At 51.7% G+C, this 19,603-nt stretch carries 16 protein-coding genes; 9 read left to right on the top strand and 7 right to left on the bottom strand.

Going from position 1 to position 19,603, the window contains the following annotated elements; all coding sequences use genetic code 11:
* Positions 1 to 103 precede the first annotated feature (103 nt).
* From rbsK to aat, 5 genes are all read right to left on the bottom strand, one after another.
* Entirely contained in the window at positions 104 to 1,024 is a 921-nt protein-coding gene (gene rbsK, locus GJJ30_RS01560; protein WP_154172445.1) for a ribokinase, read from the bottom strand.
* An 87-nt stretch (positions 1,025 to 1,111) separates the two neighbouring features.
* Positions 1,112 to 2,089, bottom strand: coding sequence for a sterol desaturase family protein (locus GJJ30_RS01565; RefSeq protein ID WP_229312890.1), 978 nt, complete (start codon positions 2,087 to 2,089; stop codon positions 1,112 to 1,114).
* 150 nt (positions 2,090 to 2,239) lie between these two features.
* The gene (locus tag GJJ30_RS01570; RefSeq protein WP_154172449.1) at positions 2,240 to 3,490 is read right to left on the bottom strand and encodes a glutamate-5-semialdehyde dehydrogenase; all 1,251 of its coding nucleotides are present in this window, start codon (positions 3,488 to 3,490) and stop codon (positions 2,240 to 2,242) included.
* 14 nt (positions 3,491 to 3,504) lie between these two features.
* Positions 3,505 to 4,533, bottom strand: coding sequence for a glutamate 5-kinase (gene proB, locus GJJ30_RS01575; RefSeq protein ID WP_310588157.1), 1,029 nt, complete (start codon positions 4,531 to 4,533; stop codon positions 3,505 to 3,507).
* Positions 4,534 to 4,628: 95 nt separating this feature from the next.
* Entirely contained in the window at positions 4,629 to 5,255 is a 627-nt protein-coding gene (gene aat / locus GJJ30_RS01580) for a leucyl/phenylalanyl-tRNA--protein transferase (protein ID WP_154172452.1), read from the bottom strand.
* Positions 5,256 to 5,617: 362 nt separating this feature from the next.
* Between aat and GJJ30_RS01585 the strand changes: the two genes are divergently transcribed.
* The 5 genes from GJJ30_RS01585 (at position 5,618) to GJJ30_RS01605 (ending at position 12,067) form a co-directional block, all read left to right on the top strand.
* Entirely contained in the window at positions 5,618 to 6,325 is a 708-nt protein-coding gene (locus GJJ30_RS01585; RefSeq protein ID WP_154172454.1) for a GNAT family N-acetyltransferase, read from the top strand.
* A gap of 193 nt (positions 6,326 to 6,518) precedes the next feature.
* On the top strand, positions 6,519 to 7,724 hold the full coding sequence (locus tag GJJ30_RS01590) for an argininosuccinate synthase (RefSeq protein WP_154172456.1): 1,206 nt from the start codon (positions 6,519 to 6,521) through the stop codon (positions 7,722 to 7,724).
* An 87-nt stretch (positions 7,725 to 7,811) separates the two neighbouring features.
* Positions 7,812 to 9,062: a glycosyltransferase family 4 protein gene (locus GJJ30_RS01595; protein ID WP_154172458.1), complete on the top strand. Its 1,251-nt coding sequence runs from the start codon at positions 7,812 to 7,814 to the stop codon at positions 9,060 to 9,062.
* The gene (gene argC / locus GJJ30_RS01600) at positions 9,059 to 10,042 is read left to right on the top strand and encodes an N-acetyl-gamma-glutamyl-phosphate reductase (protein WP_154172460.1); all 984 of its coding nucleotides are present in this window, start codon (positions 9,059 to 9,061) and stop codon (positions 10,040 to 10,042) included. The genes GJJ30_RS01595 and argC overlap by 4 nt, the downstream gene beginning before the upstream one ends.
* 318 nt (positions 10,043 to 10,360) lie before the next feature.
* Positions 10,361 to 12,067, top strand: a complete 1,707-nt coding sequence (locus GJJ30_RS01605) for an AMP-binding protein (RefSeq protein ID WP_154172462.1) — start codon at positions 10,361 to 10,363, stop codon at positions 12,065 to 12,067.
* A 36-nt stretch (positions 12,068 to 12,103) separates the two neighbouring features.
* Here the strand turns inward: GJJ30_RS01605 and GJJ30_RS01610 are convergent, their stop codons facing one another.
* Positions 12,104 to 12,550: a LytR/AlgR family response regulator transcription factor gene (locus GJJ30_RS01610; protein WP_229312892.1), complete on the bottom strand. Its 447-nt coding sequence runs from the start codon at positions 12,548 to 12,550 to the stop codon at positions 12,104 to 12,106.
* Positions 12,551 to 12,779: 229 nt separating this feature from the next.
* Here GJJ30_RS01610 and cysM point away from each other — a divergent pair, with 229 nt between their 5' ends.
* The 4 genes from cysM (at position 12,780) to lolA1 (ending at position 18,174) form a co-directional block, all read left to right on the top strand.
* A complete protein-coding gene (gene cysM, locus GJJ30_RS01615) occupies positions 12,780 to 13,655 on the top strand; it encodes a cysteine synthase CysM (protein ID WP_154172464.1) in 876 nt (291 codons plus the stop codon).
* Between the two features lie 121 nt (positions 13,656 to 13,776).
* Positions 13,777 to 14,820 carry a quinone-dependent dihydroorotate dehydrogenase gene (locus tag GJJ30_RS01620; RefSeq protein WP_154172466.1) on the top strand — a complete coding sequence of 348 codons (1,044 nt, stop codon included), beginning with the start codon at positions 13,777 to 13,779 and terminating at the stop codon, positions 14,818 to 14,820.
* A 15-nt stretch (positions 14,821 to 14,835) separates the two neighbouring features.
* Positions 14,836 to 17,355, top strand: coding sequence for an FtsK/SpoIIIE family DNA translocase (locus GJJ30_RS01625; RefSeq protein ID WP_154172468.1), 2,520 nt, complete (start codon positions 14,836 to 14,838; stop codon positions 17,353 to 17,355).
* Positions 17,356 to 17,544: 189 nt separating this feature from the next.
* The gene (gene lolA1, locus GJJ30_RS01630) at positions 17,545 to 18,174 is read left to right on the top strand and encodes an outer membrane lipoprotein periplasmic chaperone LolA1 (RefSeq protein WP_154172470.1); all 630 of its coding nucleotides are present in this window, start codon (positions 17,545 to 17,547) and stop codon (positions 18,172 to 18,174) included.
* A gap of 10 nt (positions 18,175 to 18,184) precedes the next feature.
* Here the strand turns inward: lolA1 and GJJ30_RS01635 are convergent, their stop codons facing one another.
* Positions 18,185 to 19,558 (bottom strand): DUF418 domain-containing protein, encoded by a 1,374-nt coding sequence (locus GJJ30_RS01635; protein ID WP_154172472.1) that lies wholly within the window; start codon positions 19,556 to 19,558, stop codon positions 18,185 to 18,187.
* Positions 19,559 to 19,603: the final 45 nt, after the last annotated feature.

Here is a 19,603-nt window from a genome sequence, read left to right on the forward strand (position 1 = left end):
GACGAAAATGGCAGAAACCAATTTTATCCATAGACGGCTCACTCGCCATTTCGTCACATTATAGGATCACAATAATAGACCAGACAGCACTAAACGATCAAATTTAATTAGGGGATTTGGGTTCATCGACCTCATTCCGATCCGGCATCGACGCCTGGGCGCCCATACGGGTTACCGAAAAAGCAGCCGCTTTACAGGCAAAGGCAACGGCTTCGTCCAGCGGGCGGTTTTCTGACAGGGCCACTGCCAGAGCGCCATTGAAACAATCGCCCGCAGCCGTGGAATCGACCGCCGAGACGGCCGGGGCCGGAATCAGCCGGGCCACAGTATTCGTGTGCAGGTAGGCTCCCCGCGAACCGAGTGTAATCACGACATTCGGGATTCCGGCTTCGTGGAACTGCTGGGCGGCTTTTTCGGCCGTCGCTACATCGGTCACCCGAATACCGGTCAGCAACTCTGCTTCGGTTTCGTTGGGTGTAATCAGGTAGAGATACCGAAAAAGAGCCGGGGAAAGCGGTTGGGCCGGAGCCGGATTCAGAATAACCCGCAGCCCTTTTTTGTAACTCTGCCGGATGGCGCGTTCGACGGTGGGCAGCGGAATTTCCAGTTGAATGAGCACCAGGGACGAATCCGGTAGGGCATCAACGGCCTGACCGACTTCATCGGGCGTTAAATTGCCGTTGGAGCCGGGTGCCACCGCAATGCAGTTCTCGCCCGCAGCATCGACGTTGATGAGTGCCACCCCGGACGGATTTTCCGGATCGGTAAAAACGAAGGAGGAATCGATGCCTTCGCGCTGGAACTGCGACAGCGCCTGCTGGCCGAAAATGTCATTGCCAACTTTTCCCACAAAAACCACGGAAGCGCCCAGACGGGCGGCTGCAACGGCCTGATTAGCCCCCTTTCCGCCGGGATTCATCAGGAATGTGCCGCCAATTACCGTTTCGCCGGGCACCGGCAGCCGATCGGTTTTCACCACCATGTCGGTGTTGGAACTGCCGATGACGCAGATTGCTGTATTCATAGGAATGTAGGAATCGTCTGAAACCCAAATATACCTTGAATTGAGGCAACTCTACCGGCTGAACGAAGGGGAAAAGTTGAACGGTTTTTAACGATCCGGGTGAGAAACCGTCGATTCGGCAGAAGTCGATTGAAGTTTGCCAACACCGCTCAGATCCTGAACGGGTTGTAATTCGCCAATTACCTGAATGTCAGCGTCCGACTCATCCGCTTCAATGCCGATGCCCAGTTGCTGGCGCATTTCGTCGGCGGTCAGGCTGTGACCATCGTGGCTCCAGCCGGGCGGGGCCAGCAGGTATTTGATCTTCTGACCGAACGGCCCCGGTATACGAAGGTCGTCTACCAGTTTTTTCCATTCGTGAAAAACCAGGTTGCCGGGCGAATGATCCGTCAGGTTGGTAGTCAGACCGTAGCGGACGGGATCGGTCGGTTCTTCTTCGGCAAAGGTACCAAACAGGCGGTCCCAGATGATGAGCATCATGCCCATGTTCCGGTCGAGGTAGCGAACGTTGGAAGCGTGGTGAACCCGGTGGTGCGAGGGCGTCACCAGAAACCACTCCAGAAAACCAAGCCGCTTAACATACTGAGTATGAACGATAATTCCGTAGATCTGCGTCGCCGAATACATGAAAACGATGTCTTCGGCCCGGAAACCCAGCAGCGCGATCGGCATAAAATAGATAAACCGGTAAATCGGCTGAAGCACGGAGGAGCGGAAACCAACCGTCAGGTTGAATTCTTCCGACGAGTGGTGCGTGACGTGAACCGCCCAGAACAGGCGGCAGAAATGATCGACCCGGTGCAGCCAGTAAAAGGCAAAATCTTCCAGAATGAGCAGCGTAAGCCAGTAAAGCCAGGGCGTTGAAATTTCTGTAAGACGGAATTGATACACCCACACCAAAACGCCCACATAGAATCCCCGAACCAGCAAATCGACGCTCATATTGAGCAGGGTCAGGTAGCAGTTCTGCAGAAGCCCTTTTATTGAATAGTAAGAGCGATGCTGGTAATAGCTCAACAACATCTCCGCGCCAATGATGAGCACATACAGAGGTGTGGAGAACATCAGCAGCAAAGACTCCCTAAATCCGACCATTTTTATAAGTTACGATGACTACGTCGCAAAATTACTGCTTTGATTGACAGTTTTTCCGGGACTCCTGATTAGAAATTCATTAAAAATGAATCAAACCACTGGAAACGAGAGAGGTATTGCTTACCAGCGCACCTGTCCATCGCCCACGACGACCCACTTTTCGGTCACCAGCTTTTCGAGCGCAAACGGTCCGCGGGCGTGTAATTTCTGCGTTGAAATACCAATTTCGGCACCCAGCCCAAACACCCCGCCGTCTGTAAAACGGGTAGAGGCATTGGCGTAAACGGCAGCCGCATCCACTTCATTCAAAAACCGGTCGATGGCTGCCGGATCGCGGGATACAATCGCTTCGGAATGGCGCGACGAATACGTCTGAATGTGCGACAGGGCATCTTCCAGACCATCAACCACTTTGATAGCGCACTTATAATCCAGGAACTCCCGGCCAAAGTCGCTCAGCTGAGCCGGTTGGAGCGCCGGATAATCCGCTGACGCTAAGATAGGATACGCATCCTCATCCGCAAAAACCTCAACGTTCCATTTGGTTAAGCCGTCGACCAGCATAGGTAAAAAAGCCTCCGCAACGGCGCGATCGACCAGCACGGCATCCAGCGAATTACAAACCGACGGACGCGACACCTTTGCGTTGATCACAATGTCCCGCGCTTTTTCGAGGTCAGCCGTTTGTTCCACGTAGGTATGGCAAACGCCCGCACCGGTTTCGATTGTCGGCACCAGCGAGTTTTTCCGGACATACTGAATCAGCGAATCCGAGCCGCGCGGTATAATAATATCAATGTAGCGGGTGGCCGTCAGCAGTTCGTTGACCACGGCCCGGTCGGGCGGCATAAGCGCAACGGCGGCTTCAGGAATATCAAATTCCGCCAGCACCCGGTGAATCAGGTCCACCAGCGCCTGATTGGAATGGTGCGCTTCCTTCCCGCCTTTCAACACGCACGCATTGCCCGACCGCAGACTCAGCGCGGCCACATCCAGCGTGACGTTGGGCCGGGATTCGTAAATGACGCCAACCACGCCCAGCGGCACCGCCAGTTTGCGCAGTTGCAGCCCCTGTTCGATGGTTGTTTCCAGTAACACCTTGCCGCTCGGATCGGGCAAAACCGCTACCGTCCGCAGGCTATCCGCCAGATCCTGAATCCGCTTTTCATTCAGCAACAACCGGTCTTTTTTCGGGTCGGTATCCGGCATGGCATCCAGATCTTTCTGGTTTTCAGCCAGGATGGTTTCCTGATTTTCCAAAACCACATCCGCCAACCGATTGAGCAAAGCGGTTTTCTGTTCGGCCGACAAACGCCGGACAAATGCCGAAGCAAACTTCGTTTCCTGAAGAAGAGGAGTTACTGCATTCATACAATCCACTGTTTTTACAAAAGTACAATATCGTTGGCATTTGCCACTTCAACATTCTGCTGGTTCAGTTGCGGCAGTAAATCCGACGACGACAGCCGGGCGCGGGCCACGGCCACAGTTGTGCCGTTTTCGTCGCAAATCTCAACGACTTCGCCAGCCGCAAATTCGCCGTCTACTGCCCGAACACCAACCGCCAGCAAACTGTTCCGCCGACCCAGAGCCGCCACCGCCCCGGCGTCGATGAGCAACGTTCCGGCGGTCAGACTGCCGCTTCCCAGCCAACGTTGCCGCGACGAGGGCGAGCTGACCTGCGGGGTAAAAGCCGTACCGGTTTCGCCCCGCAGCGCCCGCAGAATACCGTCGGGCTGTTTCAGGCCAAAAATCGCTACCCGAATGCCCATGCGCGTCGCCAGCTTGGCAAAAGTCAGTTTAGACGCCATGCCGCCCAGCCCCAGCGCCGATTTTTCATCCCGGACAATCCCGAAAACGGATTCATCGACCTGGTTGACCGTTGGAATAATGTGCCCGTCTTCATCCAGCAAACCGCCCACCGAGGTGCAAAGCATTAGGGTTGACGCGCCAAAACCGACGGCCATGAGGGTCGCTAGCTCGTCATTATCCGAGAATTTCAATTCGCGGTCGCTCACGACATCGTTTTCGTTGGCAATCGGAATAATGCCGTTTTTCCACAATTCCTGCACGGTTTCTTTCAGTTGCAGAAACTGCTGCCGGTCGGCGAAGTGGTGGCGTTCGCAGAGCGTTTGCGCAATCGGAATGTCGTATTCGGAAAAAAACCGGTTATAGACATTGAGTAACAGCAGATTACCGACGGCGGCTGCGGCTTTTCGCTGGGCCATTTCGCCCCGGTAACCGTCAATGAGCCCTTTTCCGGCCCCAACCGCCCCCGACGATACCAATACAATGTGGTACGAACGACGCAATTCGGCGACCTGCCGGGCAATGTCGGCAATCACGGCTTCGTTCAGCGAACCGTCCGGCTGCGTAATCGAGGCCGTACCGAATTTAATAACTAAAACTGACACGCTTGAACTGGGATTAAAAAACGAAACTGAAAGACGTTGCGGGTGATGAAGTGAATGCGGGGCAAAATTACGAAACCATCGGAGGAATCCGGGATTTAATCCGCCTGATTCTTGAAAAGATGCGCCAGAACCGGTTCGGCGAAGGTGGCCTTTTTTTGCAGTGTTTGCTTCAACAGCTTCATGTATTCCGGTCGCGGGATTTCAATGGCACCAAACCGCCGGACATTATCGTTGATAAACTGCGTATCCAGCAGCTCGAATTGTTGTTTTCGCAGGATTTCGATCAAATAATGAAAGGCTACTTTGGAGGCATTCGGAACTGTATAAAACATTGATTCGCCGAAAAAAACCGCCCCCAGCGCAACGCCGTATAAACCGCCGACCAGTTGATTATCAATGTAGGTTTCAACGCTGTGGGCCATGCCCATCCGGTGCAGATCGACGTAGGCTTCCACGATTTCTTCCGAAATCCAGGTGCCGTCGTTTTCGGAGCGGGGCAGCGCACATTTACGCATAACCTGCTCAAAGTCAGCATTTATACGTATTTCAAACAGCCTTTTATTCAGAACGGGCCGCAGGGATTTGGCAGGTTGGTAAGTGTCCAGCGGAATAATGGCGCGGGGATCGGGCGAGTACCAATAGAGCGTATTGTCCGTGTCGGCCATCGGAAAGATACCATTGATGTAGCCATAAATCAGGTCATCAGAGGACAGACGATACATGAAGATTCTCAAAAGTTCGCACAACAAATATATAAAAAAACTCATTGTAAAAAATCCGCAGACGGCTGAACCATTCTGCAAATTTTTCGTTATTCTATTGCACAATCGGAACAATTCTTTTATCATTGTCCCGCTTTTCGGCAATCACATTAATGGCAACACCCGTCTATATACCGACATTCTACCACACAACGCCATTTCGGTTCAGGTCCGAAAGGACCCGACCTTGTTGCTTGCCTATGCGGTGAGCATCCGCTCCTGCGGCTCATTTCTTTCCGAATTTCAATAATCAACAAACTTTTTTGATCACAGATCCAACCGGTTTTTGCCGGAAAAGGGTGCATTCATTCGATCAAACGACAATGATTCCAGAAGTAAACAACGATACTTATATAGTGCAGGTCGCTGACGAAAACCATCTTCAACTGGCCGAAACGATTTGCAGGGAAATGGAGGAAAGCGCCAAGGCGCGGGGTACGGGCATTGCCAAGCGCTCGCCTTTGTACCTGATGGAAAAGATGTTGGAAGGCAAGGCGATCGTGGCCACCACCAACACCGGCGAATGGGTGGGATTCTGTTACATCGAAACCTGGCAACACGGCAAGTTCGTGGCCAATTCGGGCCTGATCGTGCACCCGGAACACCGCAAAAGCGGTATTGCAACCCGTATTAAAGACGAGGCATTCAAACTGTCCCGCCGAAAATATCCCGACGCCAAGATCATCGGATTAACGACGAGCCTGGCGGTGATGAAAATAAACTCCGATCTGGGTTACGAACCAGTGACGTTCAGCGAGTTACCGGCCGATGATGCTTTCTGGAAAGGGTGTTCGAGCTGTGTCAATTACGACATTCTGACCCGGACCAACCGGAAACACTGTCTGTGTACGGGCATGTTGTACGACCCTGAGCAGCACAAGAAATCGGAGGAGAAAAACGAGAAGTGGAATTTCCTGAAAGAATCGAAGCTGTACGAACGCTGGATGCGCATCAAACAACGCATTCTGATGCGTTTTCAGGATCGTCCCCGTGTGAGGAAACCCGAGCGTGAACTGGAAACCGTCGGGTAAGGAAGTCATTGTAAAGGTATTCAAGTGATTTTAAGTCCCTTTCGGCGGTTGGCTGGAAGGGATTTTTTAGTTTTGCATCTTGAGCGGAGAGCATAGGGGTTTGGGCATAGGGTCGAAGTGAATTAACCCTCTACCCTATGCCCAAACCCCTGTGCCCTCTGCCAATTTTCCATACGTTCCATAGTTCACCGCGATGTCTCAGCAGAAAAAAGTAGTTCTTGCGTTCAGTGGAGGTCTCGATACCTCGTTTTGCGTTAAATATTTATCCGAAGACCTGGGGTATGAAATTTACTCCGTTCTGGTCGATACCGGCGGTTTTTCGGCCGCCGATTTAAAAGCCATCGAAGAGCGGGCTTATTCGCTGGGCGTGAAGCAACACACCGCCATCGCCAAAACCGATGATTACTACCAGCAGTGTCTGAAATACCTTATCTTCGGTAACGTCCTGAAAAACAATACGTATCCGCTCAGTGTTAGTGCCGAACGGATTTTTCAGGCCATCGCCGTAGCCGAATACGCCCGAGAAATCGGTGCCAACGCCATTGCCCACGGAAGCACGGGCGCGGGCAACGATCAGGTCCGGTTTGATATGGCCTTCCGGATCATTGCCCCCGATGCGGAAATCATTACGCCGATCCGCGACCTGCGGCTTTCGCGCGAAGCCGAAATCGAATACCTCAAATCGAAAGGCGTTGAGCAGGAATGGCACAAAGCCGCCTACTCCATCAACAAAGGGCTCTGGGGAACCTCGGTTGGCGGTCGCGAAACGCTGACCTCCAACGGTTTTCTGCCCGAATCGGCCTGGCCAACGCAGGTGACGAAATCTGAACCGGAACAAATTACGCTGCACTTCAAAGCGGGTGAATTACAGGGCATTGGCGCTGAGCCCGTTGGCGATCCGGTTCAGGCCATTCAACAACTGGCCGAACTGGCTGGACCGTTTGGCATTGGCCGCGATATTCACGTAGGTGATACCATCATCGGCATCAAAGGCCGGGTCGGTTTTGAAGCTCCGGCTCCGCTCATTATCCTGAAAGCGCACCACGCCATCGAAAAACACGTGCTGACCAAGTGGCAGCAGTACTGGAAAGATCAACTGGCCAACTGGTACGGCACGATGCTCCACGAAGGCCAGTTTCTGGACCCCGTGATGCGCAACATCGAAACCTTCCTGGCGGATACGCAAAGCCACGTGACAGGCAAAGTCCACGTGCTGCTGGCTCCGTACCGTTTTCAGGTGCTGGGCATCGAATCGTCCTACGATCTGATGGCCTCATCTTTCGGCAGTTACGGCGAAATGAACAACGCCTGGACCGGCGAGGATGTCCGCGGCTTCTCGAAAGTGATGTCGAATCAGTTGATGATTTACGGAAAAGTGACAGAGGCTAACAATGAATAATGAACAATGAACAATGAACAATGAACAGGCTAATGCGTCCGTTCATTGTTCATTGTTCATTGTTCATTATTCAATATTCACAGAATATTGAACGTAATCATCGACGCCAGCCTTCCGGGTATTGGCTTTTACCATCGCCAGGCCAAAACCGGGGTGAGTCGGGTGGCGGAGCAATTGGTGAGGGGACTTCTTGAATCGAAAGACGTTCAGCTTTCGCTGGCGGCCCCGACGCACCAGGCCGAAACGTTGCGGTATGCACGGGAAACCTTCGGTGCCCAGGCTCCGCCCCTAGTCAATCGCCCGACTGAACTAGGTTGGGCGAAGCTGGAAAATGCACTGCTCGGGCCGTTTGCGCCCCAAAGTCTGCCGTCGAAAGTCATTCGGGAGGCTTTTTACCGAACCCGAAAAGCGCTGAAGAGCGAGCAGGCCCGGTTTTCAGCGGAGTATTTGCCGAACCAGGCAATCTATCATTCGCCGTTTTTTGCCATTCCGGCCGACATTGGAAAAATGCCCAACCTTCGGAAAGTGCTGACGATTCACGATCTGATTCCGATTCACCACCCCGAATGGTTTCCGGCGGGCGAACGCGCCGTAAAGGATGCGATTACGAACCTGCCAGCGGATGCACACATTGTTACGGTTTCGGAAGCGACGAAAGCGGATTTTTGCCAGCATACCGGTTTTGATCCGGCCCGCGTCACCCCTATTCACCTGGCCGCTTCCCCGGATTTGTTTTTCCCGGTAACGGACAACAGTCGAATCAAAGCGACGCAAAACCGGTTTGGGTTGGGCGACGAGCCGTATCTGCTCAGTCTGGCTACGCTCGAACCACGCAAAAACCTCGATCACCTGATTCGGTGTTTCGTTGCACTGGCCGAAAGCGGTGACTTACCCAGGGAAGTAAAACTGGTTCTGGTTGGCACGAAAGGCTGGAAAATGGATCAGATTCTGGATGAAATCGCGAAGCAGGAAAGCATCCGGTCGCGGCTGGTTTTTACCGGTTTTGTACCCGACGAAGATTTGGCCGCCATCTATTCCGGTGCGCTGGCCTTCGTTTATCCTTCCCTGTTTGAAGGGTTCGGCCTGCCGCCGTTGGAAGCCCTGCAATGCGGTTTGCCGGTGATTACTTCGAATGTATCATCGCTGCCCGAAGTCGTTGGCGACGCGGCCCTTCAGGTGTCGCCCACCGACACCGACGCGCTGGCGCAGGCGATTCTGTCGGTCGTTCGATCATCGGATTTACGGAAAGAATTAGCAATCAAAGCCCTTCGGCGGGCACAATTGTTCTCCTGGGAACGTTTCACCAACGAGCACATCAGGCTCTATCAGAAATTATGACTAAAGTAACTATCGGGATTATTGGCGGAGCAGGTTATACGGGTGGCGAATTGCTGCGTATTCTCCTCAACCATCCTAACGCAACCATCGCTTTTGTTCACAGCAAAAGTCAGGCGGGAAAACCGGTTTATAGCACCCACACCGATCTGCTGGGCGATACGGATTTGACATTTTCGGGAGAAGATACCCGCGAGCTGGTCCATCAGGCCGGGCTTTCGGTGATTTTTCTCTGTTCCGGCCACGGCGAATCGGCGAAGTTTTTAGCCGAAAACCCCATTCCCGACACCTTGAAAGTGATCGACCTCAGCACCGATTTTCGCGACGAGTCGAACGGTTTTGTGTACGGTTTGCCCGAACTCCAGCGCGACCGAATCCGGTCGGCCACCAAAATTGCGAATCCGGGCTGTTTTGCCACCAGCATTCAACTGGCCCTCTTACCACTGGCGCAGGCCGGATTGCTCACCGACGCGGTGCAGGTCAGCGCCATCACCGGCTCGACCGGCGCGGGTCAGTCGCTCAGCGCCACGACCCATTTCACCTGGCGGAACAACAACGTTTCGATTTACAAGGCGTTTACCCACCAGCATCTGAAAGAGATTCGCCAGAGTCTGAATGCCCTGCAACCCGGTTTTGACCAGGCCATCCATTTTGTTCCCTACCGGGGCGATTTCACGCGTGGTATCATGGCGAACGTCTACACGCCTTTTTCCGGCAGTTTGCCCGAAGCCCGCCAGCTTTTCGACCGGTTTTACCAGGATCATCCTTTCACACACATCAGCGATGCCCCGGTGGACGTGAAGCAGGTTGTCAATACCAACAAATGCCTGATTCACCTGGAGTTACACGACGGCCAGTTGCTGATCAGCAGCATTATCGATAACCTGACCAAAGGCGCGTCGGGGCACGCCGTTCAAAACATGAACCTGCTGTTCGGTTTGCCGGAAGACACCGGTTTGCGACTGAAAGCCGTGGCGTTTTAACGTACCCGCTACTTCCTTTTTTGCGTCAGTTGTTTCTTCCATACGGCCAGTTATTGACTCCGGCTAGCCGGGTTTCTTCCAAACGCCGATCTTTGTTGCACTAGAGACGATGGCCTTTAGCGCAACAAAGATCGATGAACCTTCCTGCCAAATTCAGCAGTACAAATGTATCCGGCGATTGCAGGGCCACTTTGAGCTCAACACTCGTTCATGCACTTTAGAAAGCGTTTTTCACGTTAATTTAACACGGACTAAAGTCCGCGCGTACATAGGCGGTTTCGAGTTTTGTCTTATTTTTACAAAAAACATTCTAATCCCATGGAAAACCCGTCAACGGCAAAACCGTACCCCTGGCTGAAACAGTACCCGAAAGGGATGCCTGCCGAAATTGATCCTGATGCCTATCCCTCGTTGGTTGAACTGATTGATGAAGGATGTCAGCGGTTTGCTGATAACGGGGCTTATGCCAACATGGATAAGGTGTTGACTTTCAGGGAAATTTATACGCTTTCCGGGCATTTTGCTTCGTACCTGCAAAACGTTCTGAAGTTGCAGAAAGGCGATCGGGTGGCGATTCAAATGCCCAATCTGTTACAATATCCGGTTGCGATCTTCGGAATTCTGCGGGCTGGTTTGGTTGTCGTCAATACCAATCCACTGTATACGCCCCGCGAGATGCAGCACCAATTCAAGGATTCGGGTGCCAAAGCGATTGTTATTCTCGGCAATTTTGCCAGCAATCTGGAGAAAATCATTGATCAGACCGATATCAAACACGTCATTATTACCAACGTTGGCGACCTGCTTGGTTTCCCGAAGAAGCTGATTGTCAATGCTGTCGTCAAATACGTAAAAAAACTGATCCCGGATTATCACCTGCCGCAAGCCGTCTCGCTGAGTAAAGCGCTAAGCCAGGGAAGTCGCCAGCCACTGCAAAAAGTCAACGTAGTGGGTTCGGATATGGCGTTCGTGCAATACACCGGCGGAACAACCGGCGTGTCGAAAGGGGCCGTACTGACCCACCGCAACATTGTTGCCAACACCGAAGCGGGCAGTAAATGGATGCAAATCGACCTGATGGGCGTTGAGCAATGCATTATTGTTGCCCCGCTGCCTTTATACCACATTTATGCCCTGACGGTCAACGCGATGCTGGCCCTCAAGAGTGGCTGTCTGAACGTTCTCATTACCAATCCGCGCGACATGAACGCCTTCATCGACGAACTGAAGAAATACAAGTTCAATATGTTTGTCAGCCTGAATACGCTCTATAACGGTTTGGTGAATAATCCGCGCATCAACGAAGTCGACTTCAGCAACCTCAGGATTTCCTCAGCGGGTGGTATGGCGTTGCAAACGTCGGTGGCTGAACGCTGGAAAAAACTGACGGGCAACACCATCGCCGAAGGCTACGGCCTTTCCGAAACCTCGCCCATTCTGACGTCGAACCCCTGCGACGGAACCGCCCGGCTGGGTACGATCGGTCTGCCGCTGCCGAGTACCGAACTGAAAATCATGCAGGAAGACGGCACCGAAGCGCCGATGGGAATGCCCGGCGAAATCTGGGCCAAAGGACCACAGGTTTTCCCCGGTTATTACAATCGTCCCGACGAAACCGCGAAGGTGATGGAAGGCGAGTATTTTAAAACGGGAGACATCGGCGTGATGGACGAAGACGGTTTTTTCCGGATCGTCGATCGCAAGAAAGATATGATTCTGGTGTCCGGATTCAACGTCTATCCGAATGAAATTGAGGACGTTATCGCCCAGTGCCCGGGGGTTCTGGAGGTAGCCTGCATTGGGGTTCCCGATGATAAATCAACGGAAGCCGTCAAAATTTTTGTGGTCAAAAAAGATCCCAACCTGACGGCGGAGGATATTCTCAAGTACAGCAAAGATCAACTCACGAACTACAAACGGCCCCGGCACATCGAGTTTCGGGCGGAATTACCGAAAAGTAACGTTGGCAAAATTCTGCGACGACCGTTGCGCGACGAAGAACTTGCGAAACTAAATAAAAAGTAGTAGGACAGAGAGCGGTTGAAAAACCGCTTTTTTCTTTCATGCCATTGCGTAATGCGCCGTCAGGGGCAGAAATTCCTGCTGAAATGCGATCACTAATTTCATGAATTGGGTGGTTTTTCGACGCGAAACTTCAATTTCAAAACCACTTGTCAGACAAGTAGTGACGCCTTTATCCGTTCGAATCTCCTGGAGATACAACAGGTTGATGATGCTCTTTTTGTGAGGTCTTACAAAAATTTCCGACGGCAGCCGGCCTTCCAGTTTTTTTAGGGTCAGCGACACGATCATTTCCGAACCGTCGCTGAAGTGTACTACCGTATAATTTCCTTTGCCTTCCAGCCACGTAATCCGGTAAGCCGGAATTTTCCGACGCTGCCCCCAAAAAGGCAATGTAATGTCCGGCAAGTTCAGATGGCGAGTTACGGATTGTAACTGGTATTCGGAGTACGAATTTCTGGGACTGGAATGGATCTGTAATTTCATATACGTAGCTGTTGTATATTGAACTTTTACAAAAATGGGTTTTATTTTTGTATAAAAGCAAGGTTTTTTCAACAAATTATACTGAAACAGCAAAAATATTTTCACTTTTTCTGTTTTTTTCTGTTCAACTTATCTTCAACAACGATTTCGGTAACATTTAAACCGGCTGCAACTTTGAAAAGCGGCTTTGTGTTCCCTTCAGATAGCATACTTTTTCCGGCAACTATTCATGGCAACTTTATTAGACTTTGTTGGCAACACCCCACTCGTTGAATTAAAGCACATTAACCCCAATTCGGGTGTCAAATTATACGGCAAAATGGAAGGTCATAATCCGGGCGGCAGCGTCAAGGATCGACCGGCGTACAGCATGATCAAAGGCGCCATTGATCGGGGCGACCTGAAACCGGGGACGAAATTAATCGAAGCAACCAGCGGAAATACCGGCATTGCCCTGGCCATGATTGCCCGACTTTATAATGTTGAAATTGAGTTGGTTTTACCTCAGAATTCGACCCGCGAACGCATCCTTACCATGCAGGCTTTTGGCGCGAAGGTTATCTTGATGGAAACCATGGAGAGCGCCCGCGATTATGCCGAAGAACAGGCCAATTCAGGCGATTATTTTCTGCTGAATCAATTTGCAAATCCAGACAATTACTTAGCGCATTATCGCACAACCGGGCCGGAAATCTGGAAAAATACTCAAGGTAAAATTACTCATTTCGTTTCTGCTATGGGTACCACCGGAACGATCATGGGAACGTCGCGGTATTTGAAGGAACAGAATCCGGCCATTCAGGTAATCGGCTGCCAGCCTTCGGAAGGTTCGCAAATACCGGGTATCCGCAAATGGCCCCAGGAGTACCTTCCCAAAATTTACGAGCCCAGCCGCGTTGACCGCGTGATTGAAATGTCACAGGATGATGCCACCCGGATGACCCGCCGACTGGCCCGGGAAGAAGGCGTTTTCGCCGGTATGAGCAGCGGGGGAGCGGTTTTTGCCGCTCTCAAACTGATCGAGGAACTGGAAGAAGGCGTTGTCGTTTGCATTATCTGCGACCGGGGCGACCGATATTTGTCATCCGATCTATTCGACAATTAACCAGACAGGCCGGAAGCGGCCCCTCCGTTTCCGGATGACTACCGGGAAATAATTTTTTCCGGTAGTCATTTATCCATCCAGCCGCTTGCACAGCATCCGCGGAGTTCTGTACATTTGTGTTATGTACAAGCGCGTCGTCCTGCCTCTCCTCTTTCGTTTTGATGCTGAACAGATTCACCATTTTGTTACTTCTTTCCTGAAAATTTCACTGGCCATTCCCGGTTTTCGCTGGCTGGCCCGGCAATTGTTTACCGTCGATGATCCGCGGCTGAAACGGAAATTGTTTGGCATTGAATTCAAAAATCCGGTCGGTTTGGCCGCCGGTTTTGACAAAAACGCTGAATGGGTGGATGAACTGGCGTGTCTGGGTTTCGGATTTATCGAAATTGGCACCGTAACTCCCCGCCCCCAGTCGGGCAATGACCGCCCCCGGCTTTTTCGTCTGAAAGCCGATAAAGGGCTCATCAACCGGATGGGTTTTAACAACGAAGGAGCGAAAGCAGCTGCCAACCGGCTTCGTAAACGCAGTTCTGGTCAGCAACTCATCATTGGAGGGAACATTGGCAAAAACAAACTGACACCGAACGAAAACGCGCTGGACGATTACCTGGCCTGTTTCCACGATTTATTTGATACCGTCGATTATTTTGTCGTCAACGTTAGTTCGCCGAACACGCCAGGGCTGCGGGCGTTACAGGAAAAAGAACCGCTTACGGCTTTGCTGCAGCGTTTGCAGGACGAAAACCGGCAAAAACCGGTGGCGAAACCGATTCTTCTTAAAATTGCGCCCGATCTGACCGACAGTCAGTTGGATGATATTATTGAGATTGTTACCACCACCCGCATCGACGGGATTATCGCGACCAACACGACTATTAGTCGCGACGGATTGCAGACCGATGCCACGACCGTTGAAAAAATAGGCATGGGTGGCGTCAGCGGAGCGCCGTTAAAACAACGTTCGACGGAAGTGATTCGTTATCTTTGTCAACAGTCGGGCCACGCGTTCCCGGTTATCGGGGTTGGTGGTATTATGACGGCGGAAGATGCGCTTGAGAAATTGCGGGCCGGAGCCAGTTTGGTGCAGGTCTACACGGGGTTTATTTACGAAGGCCCCGCGTTAGCTAAAAGGATTTGCAAAGTATTGGCAGAAGAGGTAGTTTAAGGCAGCTAAAAAGAAATGACTCAACCCATCAACCGACAAAACACCGTTCGGAGCGAGCGGCCAAAACCGAAAACCGCGCCGGTTTCGATGAAATGGCCTACCTGGCAAGCCGACCGCAAGTCGCAGCTCGCCTTCGGAGGGTTGCTGATTCTGCTGGCCATTGGTCTAACCGTGGCTTTCTGCTCTTACCTGCTCACCGGCCAGGCCGACCAAAGCGTCCTGAGTAAAGTTACCGACTCGTCCCTGCGCGAATCGGGAACCGAAATGCGAAACTTCCTGGGCGTGCTGGGGGCTTACATCGCCCACGTATTCATTTTTCGCTGGTTCGGTTTTTCCGCCCTCGGCATACCGGTTATTTTGTTTTTGTCCGGCCTGAAACTGGTTTTTAATTTCGAACTGCTGCCGCTGGGCCGAACCACCAAGGCCGTGTTGTTCTACATGACCTGGATCAGCGCCCTGGCTGGTTACATCGTTCTGGCCACCGATTCCATCGGACAGGGCAGCGTCTGGTGTGGCGGTATTGGCTACGAAGTAAACGTCTGGCTCTATAACCTCATTGGTTGGGGCGGAATCGCCATCATCGGTTTTGCCCTGTTTGTATTCCTGATTTTTTTCTACGGAATTACGAAATTACCTTCGATCGCTTTGCCGCAGCGACCCGTTTCGGCGCCCCGGCCATCGAATACGAATACGGTTAACGAGGAAGAAGAACCAGAAGAGGAAGAGGACGAAGACGATGTGGATGACTTTATTGACGTCAAGCCGAAGTCGAACAGCGTACCGAAACCGGTAGAGCCCCCGGTTTCGGAAACCACAGAACCGCTGAACGGCCACGAACCGGAAGTAAAACCGGAAAAAATAAACGGGTCGGGCACTTCGGCCGCTTCGGTTAAAAAACCGCTCACGTTTACCATCGCCGATACCACCCCGGTTGAACCGGCTTCGGAGCCTTCCCAACCCGTGGCGGAAGCCTATGCCGGGCCAACGGACGAGGTTGATGAAGATGCTTTAAAACTCCACGGACTGTACGACCCAACGCTCGATCTGCCCCGGTATCAGTTCCCGACGATCGAACTGCTGACGGAGTATCCGGAAAATAAAAAAGCGCAGGTGTCGGCGGAAGAACTGGAAGCCAACAAGGATCGAATTGTTGAAACGCTACAGAACTACGGAATTACAATCGACAGCATCAAAGCAACAATCGGGCCTACCGTGACGCTGTATGAGATTATCCCGGCAGCTGGCGTCCGGATTTCCAAAATCAAGAGCTTGGAAGACGACATTGCCCTGAGTTTAGCCGCCCTCGGTATCCGGATTATCGCGCCGATGCCGGGTCAGGGAACAATCGGGATTGAGGTGCCGAACAAAAACCGGGAGATGGTGGCCATGCGGTCGGTGATGACCACCGAGAAGTTTACCAAAAGTACGTTCGAGTTGCCGGTGGTGATGGGAAAAACCATTTCCAACGAGATTTACGTAGCCGATCTGGCCAAAATGCCCCACCTGCTCATGGCCGGAGCCACAGGACAGGGGAAATCCGTTGGGTTGAACGTGTTGCTGACCTCGCTGATTTATAAAAAACACCCGTCTCAGCTCAAGCTCATTCTCGTCGATCCAAAAAAGGTGGAATTGACGCTGTTCAATAAACTCGAACGGCATTTTCTGGCCCAGTTGCCCGACAGCGACGAGCCGATTATTACCGATACGAAAAAGGTGGTCAATACGCTCAATTCGCTTTGTATCGAGATGGACAACCGCTACAATTTGCTGAAAGACGCGCAGTGCCGGAACCTGAAAGAATACAACGCCAAATTTATCCAGCGTCGGCTAAACCCGGAAAAAGGACATAAGTTTTTGCCGTACATCGTGCTGGTGATCGACGAGTTGGCCGATCTGATGATGACGGCGGGCAAGGAAGTCGAGCAACCGATTGCGCGACTGGCGCAGTTGGCGCGGGCCATCGGTATTCACCTCGTTGTGGCTACGCAACGCCCTTCGGTGAACGTCATTACCGGTTTGATCAAAGCCAACTTCCCGGCGCGTTTGTCGTTCAAGGTGACGTCCAAGATCGACTCACGGACCATTCTGGACACGGGCGGAGCGGAACAACTGGTCGGTATGGGAGACATGCTGTTCTCGTCGAACTCCGATATTGTCCGGCTGCAATGTCCGTTTGTCGATACGAACGAAATTGAAGACATCTGCGATTTTGTGGGCAGCCAGCGCGGTTACGATTCATCGTATAACCTGCCGGAATTTGCCGGTGACGACAGCGGCAGTGTGGAAGAACGCGAAGTGGATCTGGAAAACCGGGATCCGATGTTCGACGAAGCCGCACGGCTGGTGGTTAACCATCAACAAGGCAGTACTTCACTCATTCAGCGCCGGTTGAAATTAGGGTATAACCGCGCGGGTCGGCTCATCGACCAGTTGGAAGCAGCCGGTATTGTGGGTTCATTTGAAGGAAGTAAAGCGCGTGAAGTGTTGATCCAGGACATCAATACGCTGGAAGAGCTTCTGAAAAATATGAATTGAGGGAACCGAAAAAGTGGGAGGAGCGGCTAACGGGAAGCGCGGTAAAGGAAAGATCGCATCCCGTCAGCCGCTCCTCCTTGCATTCTTTTATTAAACTTTTTGAATTAAATCTTGTCTACCTACGAAACGGTCGGCAACTTTGCAGACAGTTTTAAAAACGAACCCAGGCTTACATAAAAGAAAATAAACATGAAGAAATTAGCCTTGCTATGGGCATTGGTTGTGGGATTGTCGCTGCCATCGATTGCGCAAAAGGACAAGAAAGCATCGGATGTTCTGGACGCGATGAGTGCCAAATATAAAGCATTGAATTCCTATAAAGCGTCCTTTACCTATACCGGCGACGGCAGCAATTACAAAGGAGAATTAACGGTAAAGAAAGTGGCTTTTCGCCTGAAACTGGCCGGTCAGGAGGTTTTCACGGATGGCAAAACGATGTCTACGTATATCAAGGAAACCAACGAAGTAAACGTACAGGATTATGACGCCGGAGCCGCCGGTGATTTTAACCCGACGAAGATTTATTCCATCTACAAACAGGGGTATAATTACAAGTACATCGGCGAACAGAAACAGGGAGGTCAGGCAGTTGACGTGGTGGAGTTAATACCGGAAAAGAAAGGCACTCAGATTGTTAAAGTACAAATTTCGGTCAACAAAGCCGACAAACAGATAAAGGGCTGGAAATTGACCGACAAAACCGGTAAAGTAACCAGCTACACCATTGACAAATTCACGCCGAATGTTGCTGTACCGGACAGCTACTTTGTTTTCGACAAATCGAAATACCCCGGCGTTGAAGTGGTTGATCTGCGATAATTGTAATCGGTCAGGCTTGTATACTGGAAACGACGGTTTCTGAATCCGGCTGCGAAATCCGGAAGGGTTGTCGTTTCCAGTATGTCAATGAACGCCAGGCCCATTCCAGCGGCCCGAAATAGAAAAACCGCAACCACAACGAACTGAAAACCAGCTGGAAGGCCCAAACACCAGCGACGACGTAAAAGAGTTGGTAATACGTCAGCCGGCCGAAATTTCCCAAACCGTACCCAAAGAAAATGAAGGTGCAGATGAGCGTCTGCATCACGTAATTGCTGAATGCCATCTGCCCAACGGCGGCTAGTGCGCCCGTCAGCCAGCGCAGCCAGCCCGATTTATAGATGATCATGATCAGGCCGACATGACCCAGCGCCATTGTCACCCGGCGAATGTCGTAGGTCATGCGGTTTGGAGGCAAAAAGTGACTATCCAGGTAACGTCCAAAATCGCCGTGCGCGAGGGTAGTTTCCTGGTGCACCCACCAGCCGAGCGGAATGCCAATCCCGTAGCCAATCAGCAGCATGGCGAGGTAACCGCGCCGTCGGAGCCGACCGGTGAAGACTCCCAGTTTGTACAGCGCCATTCCCAGAAACATCATTCCGATGACATCCCAAAAATAAACCTCGTACATAACCGATGACTGAATTTTGGTGTTGATGGGTAAATAATAGGCCCAAACCGTCGGATAACCGGAGCGTACATTTTTAATTTCATCGTTGATCTTTTTCTGATCCGGTTTACCATTTTTCACGACGGTTTCCCAGGCTTTTTTATCGTCTTTCTGCTTATCGGTTAGTTTCTTTTTCTGTTTTTCGAGCGCGACTACTTTCAGATAAGCTTCCCGTTTCCCCCTCATATCCTGAAACCGCAGGTGGCCTTTAAAGATGAGCATTCCGAAACAAACCAGACTGGCCAGCAGCAGGTACCGGGGTGCCAGTTTGCGAAAGGGAAAGAGAAATAAACCGCAGAGGCCATAGGCATACAATATGTCGCCCGTCCAGAGCAGAACGTACGCATCGATGACGCCGAACAAAACCATCCACAAAATCCGGCGGTAATAAATATCGGCGATTGACAACCCAGCCGAATGCTCTTTTCGCGTAGTCAGTAGAATGACACCTGCCCCGAAAAGCATGGAAAACAACGCCCGCATTTTACCGGAAAACAGGATTTCGATGACCTGATGGGTCAGGTAATTCGCATCGCCGGGGTGATCGAACTTCAACGATCCAAGGATTCCTTCCGGCAGTCCGAAATACGGAATATTCATCATCAGGATGCCCAGCAAAGCCACTCCACGAATTACATCGATGGAGCGAATGCGGTCGGCACGGTCTACCGGGCGCGGGGTTTCCGCCGTTGCGGTACTAGCAGGAGTTTCCATGTACGACGGAAATTGGCTTGAAAATCAGCTTCTTTGGGGTAATTA

Origin of the sequence: Larkinella terrae, from assembly GCF_009668025.1 — a bacterium.
Classification (GTDB): Bacteria; Bacteroidota; Bacteroidia; order Cytophagales; family Spirosomataceae; genus Larkinella; species Larkinella terrae.

Bases quoted from the DNA above. Each gene is read 5' to 3' on its own strand.
- argC (WP_154172460.1), top strand. From the start codon at position 9,059: ATGACTAAAGTAACTATCGGGATTATTGGCGGAGCAGGTTATACGGGT.
- GJJ30_RS01625 (WP_154172468.1), top strand. From the start codon at position 14,836: ATGACTCAACCCATCAACCGACAAAACACCGTTCGGAGCGAGCGGCCA.
- rbsK (WP_154172445.1), bottom strand. From the start codon at position 1,024: ATGAATACAGCAATCTGCGTCATCGGCAGTTCCAACACCGACATGGTG.
- GJJ30_RS01565 (WP_229312890.1), bottom strand. From the start codon at position 2,089: ATGTTCTCCACACCTCTGTATGTGCTCATCATTGGCGCGGAGATGTTG.
- GJJ30_RS01570 (WP_154172449.1), bottom strand. From the start codon at position 3,490: ATGAATGCAGTAACTCCTCTTCTTCAGGAAACGAAGTTTGCTTCGGCA.
- cysM (WP_154172464.1), top strand. From the start codon at position 12,780: ATGGCAACTTTATTAGACTTTGTTGGCAACACCCCACTCGTTGAATTA.
- GJJ30_RS01605 (WP_154172462.1), top strand. From the start codon at position 10,361: ATGGAAAACCCGTCAACGGCAAAACCGTACCCCTGGCTGAAACAGTAC.
- GJJ30_RS01585 (WP_154172454.1), top strand. From the start codon at position 5,618: ATGATTCCAGAAGTAAACAACGATACTTATATAGTGCAGGTCGCTGAC.
- GJJ30_RS01635 (WP_154172472.1), bottom strand. From the start codon at position 19,558: ATGGAAACTCCTGCTAGTACCGCAACGGCGGAAACCCCGCGCCCGGTA.
- aat (WP_154172452.1), bottom strand. From the start codon at position 5,255: ATGTATCGTCTGTCCTCTGATGACCTGATTTATGGCTACATCAATGGT.
- GJJ30_RS01590 (WP_154172456.1), top strand. From the start codon at position 6,519: ATGTCTCAGCAGAAAAAAGTAGTTCTTGCGTTCAGTGGAGGTCTCGAT.
- GJJ30_RS01610 (WP_229312892.1), bottom strand. From the start codon at position 12,550: ATGAAATTACAGATCCATTCCAGTCCCAGAAATTCGTACTCCGAATAC.
- lolA1 (WP_154172470.1), top strand. From the start codon at position 17,545: ATGAAGAAATTAGCCTTGCTATGGGCATTGGTTGTGGGATTGTCGCTG.
- GJJ30_RS01620 (WP_154172466.1), top strand. From the start codon at position 13,777: ATGTACAAGCGCGTCGTCCTGCCTCTCCTCTTTCGTTTTGATGCTGAA.